The sequence below is a fragment of the Flavobacterium sp. CG_9.1 genome (assembly GCF_015751645.1).
Classification (GTDB): Bacteria; Bacteroidota; Bacteroidia; order Flavobacteriales; family Flavobacteriaceae; genus Flavobacterium; species Flavobacterium xanthum.
Genome location: NZ_JADOVC010000005.1, coordinates 74,911 through 92,720, shown reverse-complemented (window position 1 = coordinate 92,720; position 17,810 = coordinate 74,911). Strand labels below are relative to the sequence as shown.

The 17,810-nt window shown below is 34.8% G+C and carries 13 protein-coding genes; 8 read left to right on the top strand and 5 right to left on the bottom strand.

Features of this window, described 5'->3' with window-relative positions; translation table 11 throughout:
• The first annotated feature begins 111 nt into the window (after nt 1–111).
• Nucleotides 112–2,319, top strand: a complete 2,208-nt coding sequence (locus IWX83_RS04330; RefSeq protein WP_196827899.1) for a TonB-dependent siderophore receptor — start codon at nt 112–114, stop codon at nt 2,317–2,319.
• A 58-nt stretch (nt 2,320–2,377) separates the two neighbouring features.
• Complete coding sequence (locus tag IWX83_RS04325; protein WP_196827897.1) at nt 2,378–2,926, top strand: PepSY-associated TM helix domain-containing protein; 549 nt, start codon at nt 2,378–2,380, stop codon at nt 2,924–2,926.
• Between the two features lie 65 nt (nt 2,927–2,991).
• Here the strand turns inward: IWX83_RS04325 and IWX83_RS04320 are convergent, their stop codons facing one another.
• Nucleotides 2,992–5,625, bottom strand: a complete 2,634-nt coding sequence (locus tag IWX83_RS04320; RefSeq protein ID WP_196827895.1) for a valine--tRNA ligase — start codon at nt 5,623–5,625, stop codon at nt 2,992–2,994.
• A gap of 211 nt (nt 5,626–5,836) precedes the next feature.
• Between IWX83_RS04320 and IWX83_RS04315 the strand changes: the two genes are divergently transcribed.
• Nucleotides 5,837–6,223 (top strand): DUF1573 domain-containing protein, encoded by a 387-nt coding sequence (locus tag IWX83_RS04315; protein ID WP_073353959.1) that lies wholly within the window; start codon nt 5,837–5,839, stop codon nt 6,221–6,223.
• Nucleotides 6,224–6,277: 54 nt separating this feature from the next.
• Here IWX83_RS04315 and IWX83_RS04310 read toward each other — a convergent pair whose 3' ends face one another.
• On the bottom strand, nt 6,278–7,606 hold the full coding sequence (locus tag IWX83_RS04310) for a PDZ domain-containing protein (RefSeq protein WP_196827893.1): 1,329 nt from the start codon (nt 7,604–7,606) through the stop codon (nt 6,278–6,280).
• 126 nt (nt 7,607–7,732) lie between these two features.
• Between IWX83_RS04310 and IWX83_RS04305 the strand changes: the two genes are divergently transcribed.
• The 5 genes from IWX83_RS04305 (at nt 7,733) to lgt (ending at nt 12,840) form a co-directional block, all read left to right on the top strand.
• Nucleotides 7,733–8,938, top strand: coding sequence for a pyridoxal phosphate-dependent aminotransferase (locus IWX83_RS04305; RefSeq protein ID WP_073353928.1), 1,206 nt, complete (start codon nt 7,733–7,735; stop codon nt 8,936–8,938).
• Nucleotides 8,939–9,162: 224 nt separating this feature from the next.
• Nucleotides 9,163–9,834 carry a GTP cyclohydrolase I FolE gene (gene folE / locus IWX83_RS04300; RefSeq protein ID WP_073353927.1) on the top strand — a complete coding sequence of 224 codons (672 nt, stop codon included), beginning with the start codon at nt 9,163–9,165 and terminating at the stop codon, nt 9,832–9,834.
• Between the two features lie 175 nt (nt 9,835–10,009).
• Complete coding sequence (gene cysS / locus IWX83_RS04295; RefSeq protein ID WP_073353925.1) at nt 10,010–11,488, top strand: cysteine--tRNA ligase; 1,479 nt, start codon at nt 10,010–10,012, stop codon at nt 11,486–11,488.
• Between the two features lie 95 nt (nt 11,489–11,583).
• Nucleotides 11,584–11,823 (top strand): membrane protein insertion efficiency factor YidD, encoded by a 240-nt coding sequence (gene yidD / locus IWX83_RS04290; RefSeq protein ID WP_073353924.1) that lies wholly within the window; start codon nt 11,584–11,586, stop codon nt 11,821–11,823.
• A 63-nt stretch (nt 11,824–11,886) separates the two neighbouring features.
• Complete coding sequence (lgt, locus tag IWX83_RS04285; RefSeq protein WP_196827891.1) at nt 11,887–12,840, top strand: prolipoprotein diacylglyceryl transferase; 954 nt, start codon at nt 11,887–11,889, stop codon at nt 12,838–12,840.
• Between the two features lie 59 nt (nt 12,841–12,899).
• Here the strand turns inward: lgt and IWX83_RS04280 are convergent, their stop codons facing one another.
• From IWX83_RS04280 to mdh, 3 genes are all read right to left on the bottom strand, one after another.
• Complete coding sequence (locus IWX83_RS04280; protein ID WP_196827889.1) at nt 12,900–13,514, bottom strand: acyloxyacyl hydrolase; 615 nt, start codon at nt 13,512–13,514, stop codon at nt 12,900–12,902.
• Nucleotides 13,515–13,650: 136 nt separating this feature from the next.
• The gene (gene secDF / locus IWX83_RS04275) at nt 13,651–16,623 is read right to left on the bottom strand and encodes a protein translocase subunit SecDF (RefSeq protein WP_196827887.1); all 2,973 of its coding nucleotides are present in this window, start codon (nt 16,621–16,623) and stop codon (nt 13,651–13,653) included.
• A 226-nt stretch (nt 16,624–16,849) separates the two neighbouring features.
• Entirely contained in the window at nt 16,850–17,785 is a 936-nt protein-coding gene (mdh, locus tag IWX83_RS04270) for a malate dehydrogenase (RefSeq protein WP_196827884.1), read from the bottom strand.
• Nucleotides 17,786–17,810 lie beyond the last annotated feature (25 nt).

The window sequence follows — 17,810 nt, the reverse complement described above, 5'->3', positions numbered from 1 at the left end:
ACTAAATAAAAACTTCAAAGTACTATTCATAATTAATCTAAATAAGTTTTGTTTAATCAAAATCAGAATCTATATTTGCATCGTTATTTTTATTCAATCTAAATAAACAAAATGAAATACAGTTTAGCAGTCCCATTTGCATTATTACTTTGTCTTTCTGGGCAAGCCCAAGAATCAGCGAACGCCTCAGAAGACCCAACTACTTTAGAAACATTTGATTCTGTTTCCGATACCGTTAGAAATAAAAAAGGAGGTATTCTTAAAGAAGTTATAATCACACCAAATCAACACAAAAAACCAGTCTCTGCGATTCGATCCGGCTTGAAACCAATGGACGTTCCACAAAGCATTCAAATCATAGGAAGCGAGATAATTGAACAACAACAAGCCATTCGCTTAAGTGAGGTTGTAAAAAACATTAATGGTGTTTATGTAGGATCTGCTCGCGGTGGTGCTCAGGAATCCTTTTTTTCACGAGGCTACGATATGTCAGCCAACAATATGTTTAAAAATGGATTTCGTTTTAGCGGTGGTTCGATTCCCGAAGTCTCTTCCTTAGAAAAAGTTGAAGTGCTCAAAGGAAGTACCGCTCTACTCTACGGAAATGTTGCTCCCGGAGGAATATTAAACATGGTTACGAAAACTCCTTCGTTCAAAAAAGGCGGCGAAATAGCCATGCAAATGGGTGGCTATTCTTTTTACAAACCATCTATTGATATTTATGGTCCATTGAATGCTATTATCGCTTACCGCTTCACGGGTTCCTATGAAAATTCTAAAAGTTTTAGAGATAATGTATCCAAAGAACGATATTATATAAACCCTTCTTTTCTTTTTAAAGTAAGTAATAAAACTGAAATTATACTGCAAGGAGATTACCTAAAGGACGATTGGACACCCGATTTTGGATCAGGAATCATCGGAAAAGAAATCCTGGCGCTACCTAGAAGCACGTATTTAGGGGCTACTTGGTCTACTGGAGAAACCAAACAAGCTACTGTTTCAGGATTAGTAAACCATAATTTCAATAAAGACTGGACATTAAACTTTAATACTTCTTTTCAAAATTTTGATCGAACATCAAAAGGAACAGAACGAATTCAACCCGCAAACAATGGAGATTGGAAAAGACCATTGGGACAAAATAAAAACCAAGAACAAATTATTGCTGAGCAGTTAAGTATTCAAGGAACGTTCAAAACAGGGCAAGTAAAACATCAATTATTTACAGGTGTTGATTTGGAAAACTCCTTTACAGAAGCCAATACTTTTACCTTTAGCCCTACAACATACGGTAGTGGAAACGTTTTTGATTTCGAGAATTTCGATCAAGGTGGCGCTATACCAAACGCAACAAATACCCGAATTGTAAAAACAGATACGAATCGTTTTGGTATTTATGCCCAAGATTTAATTTCGCTTACCGAAAAATTTAAAGTTTTGACAGGAATTCGTTGGTCATGGCAAGAAGCTCTGGTAGAAACAACGGACTTAGTTAAAAATACAATTACAGAAGGTCAGAAACGTAAAGACCAAGCTTTCACTCCAAAATTGGGACTCGTCTATCAACCGACAAAAGACATGTCCTTGTTTGCCAGCTACGCTAACTCGTTTACACCAAACACCGGAACAACGTTGGATTTAAAGGCGATTAAACCTTCCATTATAGACCAGTACGAAGTGGGAATAAAAAAAGATTTTTGGAGAGGAATACTAAGTACAAATGTTACGGTATACCAAATTACCAATAGCAACTTAGCACAAACAGCCGAATTTAAAGCAGATGGATCAAGCAATACAGATACTTCTCTAAAAGTTCTAAGCGGAGAAACCACTAGTAAAGGCGTAGAATTTGACATTGTTGCAAAACCTATAGAAGGTTTAAATATTATTGCTGGATACAGCTACAATGATATGCGCTACACAAAAACTTCTGGTTTAAAAGGAAGCTTTATAGAAGGAGATCGTTTGGCAAGAACTCCAGCAAACACTGCTAATTTAAGCTTTTTCTACACCTTGCCATCCGGGGTGTTAAAAGGAGTTTCCGTAGGAGCTTTAGGAAATTACATCGGTAAAAGAGTAGGTGGATGGAACAATCAAATAGATGCCTCACTACCTAACGGAATATATGACCGAGAAATTCCTTTGGAAGGTTACACTACAATAGATTTGTCAGCAGGTTACAATTGGAAACAATTCTCCATTTTATGCAGAGTTTCAAATATTGCAAACGTTTTAAATTATACTGTACATGAAAACTACAGTGTAAACCCAATTGCACCGCGTCAAGTAATGACAAGTTTAAAATACAAATTCTAATTAAACCTTTTACCAAATAAATCATCTGATTTATAATTCATTTCACAAAATTCCAACCATGAAAAAAATCAAAGCAAGAAACTTACACCGCGATTTAGGGTACTTTTATATTGGGCTAATCGTTTCTTTTGCCATTTCTGGGCTGATGATGAACCATAGAGATTTTTGGCATCCTGAAAAATACACTACGGAGACAAAAAATATTAAGGTACAATTGCCTTCTGCTAGTGAAATAAACGAAAAATTTGCTGAAGATTTTGGAAAGAAATTAGGGATCGACGACAAGTTCAGACGCCATAATGTGAAAAAAGACGTTTTTAAAATATCTTTCGAAAAACACGATGTTGAAATTGACATGAAAACTGGAAAAGGCGAAATTGTTACCTTCTCTAAAACACCAATCATTAGCCAAACAATGAAATTGCATAAAAGCACATCGAATTTCTGGATTTACTATTCTGATATTTTTGCGATAAGTTTAATCCTCATTGCTCTAACGGGAACCATGATGATCAAAGCTAGAAAATTCAGCTGGAAAAACAGAGGCTGGAAATTGGCTTTAGCCGGAGTTCTATTTCCCTTAATCTTCCTTTTTCTATTGGCTTAAAAAAAATAAGACATAAAAAAATCCCGAATATTTCGGGATTTTCTATTTTCTAAACAAATTTGATTTTATTTCAAACCCGCCAAACTGTGCTCGATAGTTTCAATTTTTGCCAAAGCATCGGCTTCCTTTTGTCTTTCGTTTGCCAATACTTTCTCTGGTGCGCCAGCCACAAATTTCTCATTTGCCAGTTTGTTTTGAACAGACTTTAAGAAACCTTGCGTGTAAATTAGCTCCGCAGTCAATTTAGCAATCTCTGCTTCCACGTCAATATTTCCAGTAATTGGAATAAAATATTCATTCGATTTTACACGGAACGACAGTGCTCCATCTACTTTATCCGAAACATATTCTAACGTAGTGATATTCCCTAATTTGGTTATAACCGAATCAAAATAAGTAGAAGCTTTATCATTGTTTACCACTTTCAACTCGATGGCATCTTTGAACGGAATATTCTTATTTTTACGAATCGTTCTAATTCCAGAAATCACTTCAATTGTATTTTCAAAATCTGTAATTAATCCCGCATTATAAGGTTTTATTTCTGGCCAAGTCGAAACAATTAAGGCTTCCTCTGTTGTTCTTTCTGCCAAAATCTGCCAAATTTCCTCTGTTAAAAAAGGCATGAATGGATGCAATAATTTCATGTTATTTTCGAGCATTTCTATAGCTTTCGCCAAAGTAACGCTGTCAATTGGCTGCTGATAAGCCGGTTTTATCATTTCGAGAAACCAGGAACAGAAATCGTCCCAAACCAATTTGTAGATTGCCATTAAGGCATCAGAAATTCTATATTTTTCGAAATTGTCTTCGATTTCTAGAAGTGTTTGTTGCAATTTGGCTTCGTACCATTCAATCGCCACTTTTGATGCTTCCGGTTGTGAAATAGCATCTGAAACTTCCCAACCTTTTATTAGTTTAAACGCATTCCATATTTTATTAGTAAACGCTTTTCCTTGGTTGCACAACTCTTCATCAAACATAATATCGTTCCCTGCAGAAGCGCTCAAAAGCAATCCCACACGAACTCCATCGGCACCAAATTTTTCAATTAAATCTAAAGGATCCGGAGAATTTCCTAATGATTTAGACATTTTACGTCTTTGTTTATCCCGAACCAATCCAGTCAAATACACATTTGTAAATGGTTTTTTTCCGGTGTATTCATATCCTGCAATTATCATTCTGGCTACCCAAAAGAATAAAATATCTGGACCGGTAACTAAATCATTCGTAGGATAATAGTATTTAAAATCTTCACTCTCTGGATCCATAATTCCCCCAAAAACAGACATTGGCCACAGCCAAGAAGAAAACCAAGTATCTAAGGCATCAACATCCTGTCTAAGGTCTGAAGCGAGAAGTGAAAAGTTAGACGTTTTTTCCTTGGCTAAAGCCAAAGCTTCTTCAATATTTTCAGCAACCACAAAGTCTTCTTTTCCATCTCCGTAGAAATACGCAGGAATTTGTTGTCCCCACCACAATTGGCGGGAAATATTCCAGTCGCGAATGTTATTCAACCAGTGGGCATAGGTATTATTAAAACGAGCAGGATGCAATTTGATTTCACCATCTTCTAATACCGATTTAATTGCCGGTTTTACCAAATCTTCCATTTTCAAGAACCATTGGTCAGACAAACGTGGCTCGATAACCGCTTTGGTTCTTTCCGAAGTTCCCACTTTGTTCAGGTGAATTTCTGTTTTTGCTAAAGCTCCAATCGTTTCTAATTCTTTGGCAATTGCCTCCCGAACTACAAAACGATCTTTTCCTTGATAATGCAATCCAAAACTATTTAAAGTAGCGTCCTCATTAAAAATATCAATAATCTCCAAATTGTGCTTTTCTCCCAATGCTTTGTCATTGATATCGTGCGCCGGAGTTACTTTCAAACATCCTGTTCCAAATTCAATATCAACATATTCATCTTCGATAATTGGAATTACTCTTCCGCAAATAGGCACAATCGCTTTTTTCCCTTTCAAATGTGTAAAACGTTCGTCATTTGGATTAATACAAATCGCAGTATCACCAAAAATAGTTTCCGGACGCGTTGTTGCAATCGTGAGGAAGTCTTCACTTCCTTCTATTTTATATTTTAAGAAATATAATTTCCCTTGTTGTTCTTCATAAATTACTTCTTCGTCTGACAAAGTTGTTTTCGCTTCAGGATCCCAATTTACCATACGGTATCCGCGATAAATCAACCCTTTATTGTATAAATTTACAAAAGATTTAATTACAGATGCCGACATATCTGGATCCATTGTAAATTTGGTTCTTTCCCAATCGCAAGAGGCGCCTAGTTTTTTTAATTGGTCCAGAATTACACCACCATATTTGTCTGTCCATTCCCATGCATGGGCTAAGAACTCTTCGCGGGTCAAATCATTTTTATTTATTCCTTCGGCTTTTAATTTGGCTACCACCTTAGCTTCGGTGGCAATCGAAGCATGATCGGTTCCCGGAACCCAACAAGCGTTGAATCCTTTAAGACGCGCTCTTCTTATTAAAACATCCTGAATAGTGTTATTTAACATGTGTCCCATGTGCAAAACCCCAGTCACATTTGGAGGTGGAATCACAATGGTGTAGGGTGTTCTATGATCTGGTTTTGAATGAAAATAATTATTTTTCATCCAGTAGTCATACCACTTATTTTCAATAGTTTGAGCGTCAAATTGTGCAGGAATTGTCATTTTATTTTGGATTTGAAGATAGGCTAACTAAGTTCATCGATTCAATACGGAATCGACTCTACAGCTTGCTGTAAATCTTTGGTCTGATATTTGCAATTGATATTGAGAACAAAAGTAAATAATTAAGTACACTATAAAAAGAGAAATAAATATTTGTGCGTTAATTAAAACGAAGTATATTTACTTTAATGATTAAAAAATAAAAATGAAAATGAAAAAAACTATAATTCTATTCGCATTCGCATTGATCAGTAGTACCGGTTTTGCTCAAAACGGACCTAAAATCGTATTTTCTGCTAAGGACAATACCATAGATTATGGACGGGTTACTAAGAATGAAGATGGCAGTCGCGATTTCACCTTTACCAATACCGGTAATGCGCCACTAATAATCACTAATGTACTATCAACGTGTGGTTGCACCGTTCCTACAAAACCAAATGAACCAATCATGCCAGGGAAAACAGGCAAAATTACAGTGAAATACAACATGGCTCCAGGACCTATCCGAAAAACAATAACTGTGGAATCGAATGCAGTAAATTATGAAGGCGGAAGAGTCGCTCTGAAAATTAAAGGAGAAGTAATTTCCAATTAATACATTATTTATCAAACTAAAGTGCTTCTGAACTATTTTTCAGAAGCATTTTTTTTACAAAATATCATCTAGTTGAAAACTGAACTTCAAAATTTGTTTTTGACGTTCTACTTCTAAAGTAATCCACTTCTGGTCTATCGATTTAAAGAGGGAATTAATTTCTTGCAACGTATACTTATAAGGAACGATAGTATTAATGCTAATAATTAAATCCCCTTTTTGTAACCCTGCTATAGCGGCTGGAGAATTTTTCCTAACATTCGCAATTTCAAAAATAGGCTTTAGTTTAAATTTATATTTAAAATCCGTCTTTGGAGTTGTGCCTCCAGACTCGCCATATTTACTAGCTAACGGAACCGTTTCCATTGGCACAGTTTCCTGAACCCATTGCAAACCATTGTGTTGAATCTCTATCCCACTTTTATTATAACTAAAAGGAGTTGAAAATTCACTGTTCTTTTTCAAATGCAATCTTTGGTTTTGATAATCAAAAACCACATCAAATCTTTTCATGATTTCGCCACCTACAGATCCCATTCGATCAGGCACCATCGTAACATTTCTAATCGAAACAGAGTCTGGAAAAGCCGCAACTGGTGCACTAAATTCAAAATCAGCCATCTTAAATTTTTGAAGTCGCCCTCTTTTACCTTCAACGTCCCCGCTAAATCCCCTTCCTAAAAAATCATCAAAATTTTTCACGGGAACTTTTATAAAAGCAGAACGATCTTGAAACAACCAAACAGCATCACTGTTACCAATATCAATCAACAACTTTACCGCAACTTCATGATTATCTAGCGTAACGGTGCTATTTACATAAGGCTTGAATTTTTCGATAGTGATGGGAATCGTGCTGAATTTCTTTTCAAATTTGGTGCGGTTTCTTTCATTGTTTTGGTGAACAACAATCCTTTTTTTGCGGTAATTCACTTCGACTAAATTATTTCGGAAAAACTGATAACCAATAATCCCGTTCACAGGAATCCCAATATGAGAAGATAAATTAAACTCAGGATCCAAGACAATATAAAGCATGTGATTCTTAATCATTAAATCACTAAATTCTAACGTATTATTCGTAGACTTTAATCCTTCAACAGCGGCTTGATTTCCTAGACCTTTTAGTAATACCTTTTCAGCATTAAAAAAACGGACTTCTTTTTTTTCTTCTAAACTAAACAATATAGTCTCAGCCACTCCTGTATCTAACAAAAAATTTAGTTCTATTCCATTGACTTTTATAGGCACAAAAACTAAATTATTAATCAACTTAAACGGTACGCTGGTTTTATTTACCCCTTTTTCGAACTGAAATCCTTCTTGTGCAAAAACAGACACAACGTACAGATAGGTAAATAGTAAAAATAGTACTTTTTTCATTTGAATAATTTACATAAAAATACTAAATTATTTCGATCAAAAATGCAGATTTAACACTATATACGTCTATTGATTGTAATAAATTCGAAAAAAAAATCGCAAATTTGCAATTCAACAATTAAGACTATGCCAAAAATATCAAACAAAGGCAAACAAATGCCTGAATCACCAATACGAAAATTGGTTCCATACTCTGAAATAGCTAAGAAAAAAGGACATAAAGTATATCATTTGAACATTGGTCAACCCGATATAAAAACACCGGAAGTTGCTATGAATGCGGTTAAAAATATTGACTTAACCATTCTGGAATACAGCCATTCTGCAGGAAACGAAAGTTACAGAAAAAAACTAGCCAACTACTACACAAATCAAGGTATTTCTGTAAATATTGAAGACATCATTATCACAACAGGCGGATCTGAAGCGTTAATGTTTGCCATGGGAAGCACGATGGATCAAGGTGATGAAATTATTATTCCAGAACCCTTTTATGCGAATTATAACGGATTTTCAACGGCGTCTGGCGTGAACGTTATTCCTGTTATCTCAACTATCGAAACGGGTTTTGCACTCCCAGCTGTGGCCGATTTTGAAAAACTGATTACTCCAAAAACAAAAGCTATTCTTATTTGTAATCCAGGAAATCCTACTGGATATTTATATTCCAAAGAAGAAATCATGCAGCTAGCAGCTCTAGTTAAAAAACATGATTTATTCTTGATATCTGATGAAGTGTATCGCGAATTCACTTATGATGGTGACATACATTATTCTGTTATGAGCGTTCCTGGACTTGAAGAACACGCCATTATGATTGATTCGGTTTCAAAAAGATACAGCATGTGTGGTGCGAGAATAGGGTGTATTGTTTCTAAAAATAAGGAAGTGATGACTACCGCGATGAAATTTGCACAAGCAAGATTGAGTCCTCCTACTATTGAACAAATTGCAAGTGAAGCAGCACTGGACACGCCGCAAAGTTATTTTGACGAAGTAATTTCAGAATATAGAGAACGAAGAGATACTTTAATTGAAGAATTAAACAAAATAGATGGTGTAATTGTAAGCAAACCTAAAGGTGCTTTTTATTGCATTGCGCAATTGCCAGTGAACAACGCCGACGCTTTCGCTCAATGGCTTTTAGAAAGTTATGACTTAGATGGCGAAACCGTAATGGTTGCACCAGCAGCAGGTTTTTACTCTACACCAGGAATGGGATTGAATCAGGTTCGAATTGCATACGTTTTAAAGAAAGATGACCTGATCAGTGCAGTTCGCATTTTAAAAGCAGCAATTCCAGTTTACAATGCAACACAAACTCAAGCATAAGTAACTAAATTCTTCAGATTTAAAACTGGACTCAACCGGATTTACTATAAAAAAGGCAATAGCGAACTCGTTATTGCCTTTCTTTTTAGGCCTAAAAAAGAAACAAAAACACCTTGAAGAAGCGATAAAGTGCGTTTAAATAGTAGGAGCGATAGAAATTCTTTAATTTTTATTATTTATCTTTACCCCTTAAATAATTACACCCACTATAATAGTTGCTTTTAATGATAAATAAAGAAGAATTTCAAGACGAAATAGGAGACAATCATATTAGTTTATCCGCAAAGAATCCAATAAGAGATGATGCCTTCACCATTTCTGATGATGATAAAATCGAAAAAATAAAAAAAGACGTTGAGAACATCCTACTTACACTAGGCATGGACTTGACCGATGATAGTTTAAAAGGCACACCCAATCGTGTGGCTAAAATGTTTGTAAAAGAAATTTTTGGAGGTTTGAATCCTGCAAAAAAACCAAAAGCATCCACTTTTGACAACAATTACAAATATGGTGAAATGTTAGTCGAGAAAAACATCATAGTCTATTCTACTTGTGAACACCATTTATTACCCATTATAGGAAGAGCTCACGTAGGTTATATTTCTAACGGAAGAGTTATTGGTTTATCTAAAATGAACCGCATCGTAGAATATTATGCCAAAAGGCCTCAGGTGCAAGAACGCTTAACGATGCAAATTGTTCAAGAATTACAAATTGCTTTAGGTACAGAAGATGTTGCTTGTGTGATAGATGCTAAACACCTTTGTGTTAATTCAAGAGGAATAAGTGATATCGAAAGTAGCACGGTAACATCCGAGTTTGGCGGAAAATTTAAAGATAGCGTTACTCGCAGAGAATTCTTAGATTATATCAAACTAGAAACAAAGTTCTAAATCTTATTCACCCGCAGTGCGGCACGAAATAAGAAGGATATTGAACAATAAAATTACATTTTTTTAATGCAGAAATGCCCTAGCCCTGATTGAAGTGAAAATCCTTTTTATTCGCCCTTGCGAATAAAAAGATTGAAGCGGAAAGCAGGAAGCAGCTCCAAAAAAAACAATTGAAATGCCTTTATACAAGAGTCAGACTTTAAAAATATACAATTCACTTTCGGGAGAGAAAGAAACATTTACACCTATTCATGAAGGAAATGTGGGAATGTATGTTTGCGGACCAACTGTTTACAGCAATGTGCATCTTGGAAATGTGAGAACATTCATGTCTTTTGACGTAATTTTTAGGTATTTTTTGCATTTGGATTACAAGGTTCGCTACGTTCGTAATATTACTGATGTAGGACATATTGTGGATGATGTAGATGAAGGGGAGGATAAAATTGCAAAAAAAGCACGCTTGGAACAACTAGAACCCATGGAAGTGGTGCAACGATATACCGTAGATTTTCACGATATTTTGAATGCTTTCAACTTTTTACCGCCTAGTATTGAACCAACGGCAACGGGTCATATTATTGAACAGATTGAAATTATCAAGACCATTATTGATAAAGGAATAGGTTACGAAGCCAATGGATCAGTTTATTTTGATGTAGTTAAATTCAATAAAACAAATCATTACGGGCGATTAAGTGGGCGGAATATCGAGGATATGCTTACCAATACTCGAGATTTAGACGGTCAAACAGATAAAAGAAATCCACAGGATTTTGCGCTTTGGAAAAAAGCAGAAATACAGCACATTATGCGCTGGCCTTCGCCATGGAGTGATGGATTTCCGGGTTGGCACTTAGAATGTACCGCTATGAGTACTAAATACCTGGGCAATCATTTTGATATTCACGGTGGTGGAATGGACTTAAAATTCCCGCATCATGAATGTGAAATTGCTCAAAATGAGGCTTGCACCGGTCAAACTCCTGTTAATTATTGGTTACATGCCAATATGTTAACTTTGAACGGTAAAAAAATGGCTAAATCTACCGGGAATAATATTTTACCACGAGAAATATTAACAGGAGAAAATACTATTTTAAGTAAAGCTTTCTCAGCATCTGTAGCCCGATTTTTTATGCTGCAAGCGCATTACCGCAGTATTCTTGACTTTTCAGATGACGCGATTGTTGCTTCTGAAAAAGGATATAAGCGATTGATGGAAGCAATGAATTCGTTAAAAGAGATCACTGTCGCTGCAAAAAGCACTCTTAATATTCCAGCATGGAAGCAATTGTGTTATGATGCAATGAATGATGATTTTAATACACCTATCCTAATAGCACAGCTCTTTGAAGGCGTTCGCTTTATCAATTTGCTAAAAGAGGAGAAAGAGAGTTTGAATGCAGCTGACTTAGATTGTTTTGCAAAAACAATGAATGCATTTGTTTTTGATGTGCTAGGACTAGAAGACGAAAAAATTTCTGATAGCACTAACGATAAATTACAAGGAACAGTAAACATGTTAATCGAAATGAGAAAACAGGCTAGAGAAAACAAGAATTTTGCTTTGTCTGATCAAATTAGAGACCAATTGATCACATTAGGAATCCAACTTAAAGATGGCAAAGAAGGTACTACTTTCTCGATTTAATGTCACTCTAGTTCTGATGTTGTGTAACTCTATTAAGCAACGAGCGTAAAAAAGGATAAACGTTATGATACCTTTGATAATTCCCAAGTGAAACTATGAAAATAACTGCACCATTTATCATTTTAGTTCGGTTTTATCAAGTAGCGATTTCACCGTTCACACCTTCAGCTTGTCGATTTGAGCCCACTTGCTCCTCTTACATGATTGAAGCGCTGCAAACTCATGGGTTATTTTATGGAGGATATCTGGGAACAAAACGAATTTTAAGTTGTCATCCTTGGGGAAAAACAGGATATGATCCCGTGCCTAAAAAATCTTGCCTTCATAAACATTAGTTTTTATAGTACAAATTTTACTTTTAATCTTTATTTTTACCTAAAATAACAAAATTACAATACATGACACATGCTTTAAACATTGTTTGGAACCCATCAGAAGGAATCGATTTAGGCTTTTTTATAATAAGGTATTACAGTTTAATGTTTGTCATTGCTTTTGGATTAGGCTGGTATATCATGAAAAATATTTTCGATCGCGAAGGCGAATCGATAGAAAAATTAGACTCTTTATTTATCTGGACTGTATTGGCGACTTTGATTGGTGCTCGTTTAGGACATGTTTTCTTTTACGATTGGGAGTATTACCGCAATCACCTACTGGAGATATTCTTACCCATAAGAGAAAATCCAAACGAAGCTCTATTTAGCATTATTAAAGGTTGGGAATTTACTGGTTTTCAAGGATTAGCAAGTCACGGAGCTGCAATTTCTATCATTATTGCTATGTACTTCTACAGTAAAAATATATTAAAAAAACCGCAGTTATGGATTTTAGATCGCGTGGTTATTCCTGTTGCAAGTGGTGCTATTTTCGTCAGATTGGGTAACTTTTTCAATTCGGAAATCATAGGTCATGAAACAACTTCGCCATTTGGAATAAAATTCATAAAAGATCACTTTAGTCCGATGGATGCTGCCAATGCAACTCAAATTCCTAATCCTAAAGAAGCTTACACCGCCATTGCAACAGACCCTAAATTTGCTGTTTTGTTAGAACAAGTGCCGGTTAGACATCCTACGCAATTGTACGAAGCATTTTGTTATATTTTTGTATTTGCAGTCTTATTTTTCTTGTATTGGAAAACTGAAAAAAGAAAATATACAGGATTTATTTTCGGAATGTTTCTAGTGTTGTTGTTTACGGTTCGTTTTATCGTAGAATCCGTTAAGGAAAGCCAAGGCGGTTTTGAAAGTGCTCTCGGTTTGTTTTCAACAGGACAATGGCTAAGTATTCCTTTTGTACTTATAGGATTGTATTTTATATTTACTGCTGAAAGAGAAATTACGAATTAAAAAAAATAATTTGAATGCAAAGAAAAGCGTTATCTGGATCAAAACAGGTAACGCTTTTTTTATAATGCAAACAATAATCCAAAGTCAATATTTTTAGTAGTGTAACCCGAATTCTTTTTTTGTAGCCCGGCGTTAGATACGTGCCGGATACTTGGCCTTAGATCAATGGTTATTCGATACATTTTAAAAGTAACTCCTAAAGCAATAACGTCAGCAAAGGCAAAACCTTTAGATAATCGCTCCGTTTCTTTATCGGTAATCATTGGTCCCACACTACCCAAAGCATAGAGACTGGCTTGATTAGAAAGTGGTTTCCTGACTAGAAATCCTAAATTCAAGACATACTCTTTGATATCCTTTAACTTTGTGTATCGTTCTCGTTTTTCTATGTAATCCGGTTCGTCCGGTTCAATAAAATACAAATTTAAGAGTTGGTGCGTTGCAAAATTAAGTTCTGGCTGGATAAGTATTTGATAGCTGACTTTTTTTGTTTCTTTTACTTCAAAATAAAATTGCAATTTATAATAGTGATTTGTATAAGAGTAATTCTTGTTTTCAAATTCAGTACCTAATCCATAAGAAAAACCCACTTGGACGTCCCTATTTTTGACTTGAGCAAAAGACAGCATCGAAAGACAACAAATAAACAAAATAAAAAAAACACTTCTTAACATAACTATTAATTTAAAAACAGACTATTACTTTTGAAACTCTTTGTTAAATTACTAAAAAAAAATATTGGAATTCAGGTAAAAAAAAAGAGATTCAACTTTCGCTGAATCTCTTTTTGTAAAATTATATAAAAGCATTTTAGCTTTCTTGATGCGCTTTTTCTACTTTTCTTTTATCTTCTTTTGAAATTGTATCAACCAATACTGGTGTAGCAATAAACAGTGAAGAATAGGTTCCTACTATAATACCAACCAACATTGCAAAGATAAATCCTCTAATAGAATCTCCACCAAAAACGAACATAATTAATAAAACAACAATCATCGTTAATGATGTATTGATTGTCCTAGACATCGTTGTATTAATAGATTGATTTACAATTTCAGCAAAAGTACCTTTAGTTTTTCCAGCTAAATATTCACGAACTCTATCAAATACAATAACTGTATCATTCATAGAATATCCAATAACCGTTAAGATTGCAGCGATAAAATGCTGATCGATCTCCATACCAAAAGGCATGAATTTATAACACAAAGAGTAGATTCCTAGTACAAAAATAACATCGTGTGCAACTGCAGCAATCGCACCTAAACTATATTGCCATTTTCTGTAACTGATCATCAAGTATAAGAAAACAATTGCCATAGCTCCAAGTACTGCCCAGTAAGCATTAGTTTTAATATCTTCCGCTACTGTTGGCCCTACTTTAGAAGCTTGTAGAATCCCCACTTTTTTACCTTCATACGCATTTACAAATTTATCATATGTAATATCTGCTGAATAATGCTTTTTCAAGGTGCTAAACAACAATTTATTCACCTCTTCATCAGCTTTAATTCCTGGCTCTTGCACTTTATATTTCGTTGTAATTTTCAATTGGTTAGTATTACCAAATACTTTCACTTCAGCACTTCCTTCAAAAACTTGTGCTAATTCTGCTTTAACAGTTTCAGTCTCAATTGGTTTTTCGAAACGTACTTGGAAAGTTCTTCCTCCTACAAAATCAACTCCTTGATCTAGACCATTTGTTGCTAAAGAAACAACGCTGATGATAACCACAATACTAGAGAACAAATACGTCCATTTTTTCATCCCTAAGAAATCAAAATGAAAGTTGTTAAACATATTCTTAGAGAAGTTAGTAACAAACGTCAAATTATTCTTTTTGCTAATGTTCCAATCTATAAAGATTCGCGCAATAAAAATAGAAGTAAATAATGAAGTAATAATACCAATTAACAATGTAGTGGCAAATCCCTTAATTGGTCCTGAACCAAAAATAAATAAAACGGCACCAGTTAAAATGTGCGTGACATTCGCATCTGTAATTGATGACATAGCACCTCTCCAACTATACGATGTCTTAACAGCTTCTTCTAGCGTTTTACCTGCTCTTAATTCCTCTTTTGCTCTTTCATAGATAATAATATTCGCATCTACCGCCGTACCCATTGTCAAAACGATACCGGCAATACCAGGCAAAGTAAGAACAGCTCCAAGACTTGCTAAAATTCCAAATAAGAATAGTAAATTTATGGCTAGTGCAATATTAGCATACCAACCCGCTTTACCATAATAGATCATCATCCAAAGGGATACAATAAGTAAACCAATAATTGCTGAATTAGTACCATTATCAATTGCTTCTTGGCCTAAGGATGGCCCTACAACTTCTGACTGAACGATATCGGCAGTAGCTGGTAATTTACCTGCTCTTAAAACATTAGCTAAATCTTTAGTTTGTGTTACATCAAAAGCTCCTGAAATTTCAGACCTACCACCTGAAATTGAACCACTTGAAACACCTGGTGCAGAATAAACCACATCATCAAGAACAATAGCGATATTGCTTTTTTGAGTATACGCTCTACCTGTTAATTCTTCCCAAGATTTTGCCCCTTGACCATTCATTTGCATTGAAACTGCTGGCTTACCTGATTGATCAAAAGTATCTTTTGCATCAGTAATAACGCCACCAGCCATCGCAGGTACATTATCTCTATTTCCTTTTAAAGCATATAATTCTAAAACTTCAACATCTTTAGCTTTAGCATCTTTAATAGTAGTTGGTATACCCCAAACAAATTTGGCATAACGTTGCTCAGCTGGTAAAAGAATTCGGATATCAGCTCTTTTCAAGTAACCATTAATTGTTGCCGTATCTTTTGGAGAGAAAAGCCCTAAAACTGGACCTCCACCTTGACCAACAATTTTATCGAATAAAGGATTTTCGCCTTTTTTTGCAGCTATACTATCTTTCGAATCTGTAAGTAAAGCACTTAAAGAATCCTTTACCACTGGTTTAACCTCAGTAGTTTTGATTTCTGTTTTCTTCAATGACTCATTAGCCGCCATTAAGAAATTACCAATTTCTTCGATTTTGTATGTTTCCCAAAACTGCAATTGAGCAGTGCTTGATAATAATTTCTTAGCACGATCTACATCTTTTGCACCCGGAAGTTCAACAAGAATTTGACCTGAATTTCCTAATTTTTGAATATTAGGCTGTGTTACACCAAATTGATCGATACGTTTTCTTAAAACGCCAAAAGCACTTTCTACCGATTCATCAACTTTTCTTTTGATAATTTTTTGAACCTCTGAGTCGGTCATTTGAAAATCAACACCACCTTCACCTTGCAAACTTCTATTTGCAAAAATATCTGGAGATGCTAATTTTACAGTTCCTTTTGAATTAGCTTCAAAAGCATCAAAAAACTTGTCTAGATATGGTTTATTCCCTTGCAAATCAGCAGTTGCATCAGCCAAAGACTTATTAAAAACTGGATTTTTAGAATTATTCGATAATCCTTTTAGAATGTCCTTTACAGAAATTTGAAGGATAACATTAATCCCTCCTTCTAAATCTAGCCCTTTATTGATTTGTTTATCACTTACTTCATTGAAAGTAAAATTGGTAAACCCAAGGTTAAATACTTTTTCTTTACCGATAGAATCTAAATATTTTACTTCTTTGTCAGCATTCCCATTAGCAAAAGATTTTGCATCGTTTTTTACTTTGCTTGCAACAAAAGTGAAAGAAAGTTGGTAAATACTTACCAATGCAAATAGAATTGCGAAAAATTTAATAAGTCCTTTATTCTGCATTATTACTAAAAATTAATTATTTTTTATTTATTTATTTTTGCTTTAAACCTTATAGAATAACACTTTACATTCATTTTTAACATTAAAAAAGAATATTTCGGGCTACCTCATTTTTTTTAAACCGAGCAAATATATAATTAACGTTAAGATTAACCAATTTATTTATAGATTAATCTCAAGAAAAAGACTGCAATGATGCAGTCTTCTCTTTTTTATATGTAAATTTTTATACCAAAATCGATTTTAAAGCGTCATTCATTTGTCTGACAGCATCTGCACTTTTAGCAAATAAGGCTTTTTCAGCATCATTCAGTTTAATATCAAGAATTTCTTCCACTCCATTTTTACCAATAATACATGGAACACCAATACAGATATCATTTTGGCCATATTCTCCTTCAACGAAAACAGAACATGCAATCATTTTCTTTTGGTCATTCAAAATACTATCTACTAAGAAAGCAACGGAAGCTCCAGGAGCATACCAAGCCGATGTTCCAAGAAGTCCTGTAAGTGTAGCTCCACCAACCATAGTATCTGCAGCTACTTTTTGCAATTCTTCTTCCGATAAAAATTGAGAAACTGGGATTCCGTTATAAGAAGCCAGTCTTGTCAAAGGAATCATAGTTGTATCACCATGTCCACCAATAACCATAGCTGAAATATCATTAGCCGGTTTGTCTAAAGCCAAAGACAAATACGTTCTAAAACGAGAACTGTCTAACGCTCCACCCATACCAATAATTCTGTTTTTTGGCAATCCCGTAGATTTCAATGCCAAGTAGGTCATCGTGTCCATTGGATTAGAAACTACTACTATAATAGTATCCGGTGAATGTTTTAAAACATTCTCAGCAACCGTTTTCACGATTCCTGCATTGATTCCTATTAATTCTTCACGAGTCATTCCTGGTTTTCTTGGAATTCCTGATGTAATCACCACTACATCACTTCCTGCTGTTTTAGAATAATCATTAGTAACGCCTGATACTTTGGTATTAAAACTTGTATTAGTAGCGCATTGCATGATATCTAATGCTTTACCTTCAGCAAAACCTTCTCTAATATCCAATAATACTACTTCACTGGCAATTCCTCTATAAGAAATCACATCCGCACATGTCGCTCCTACATTTCCTGCTCCTACAATGGTAACTTTCATATTTTAAAGTTTATTCGGTTAATTG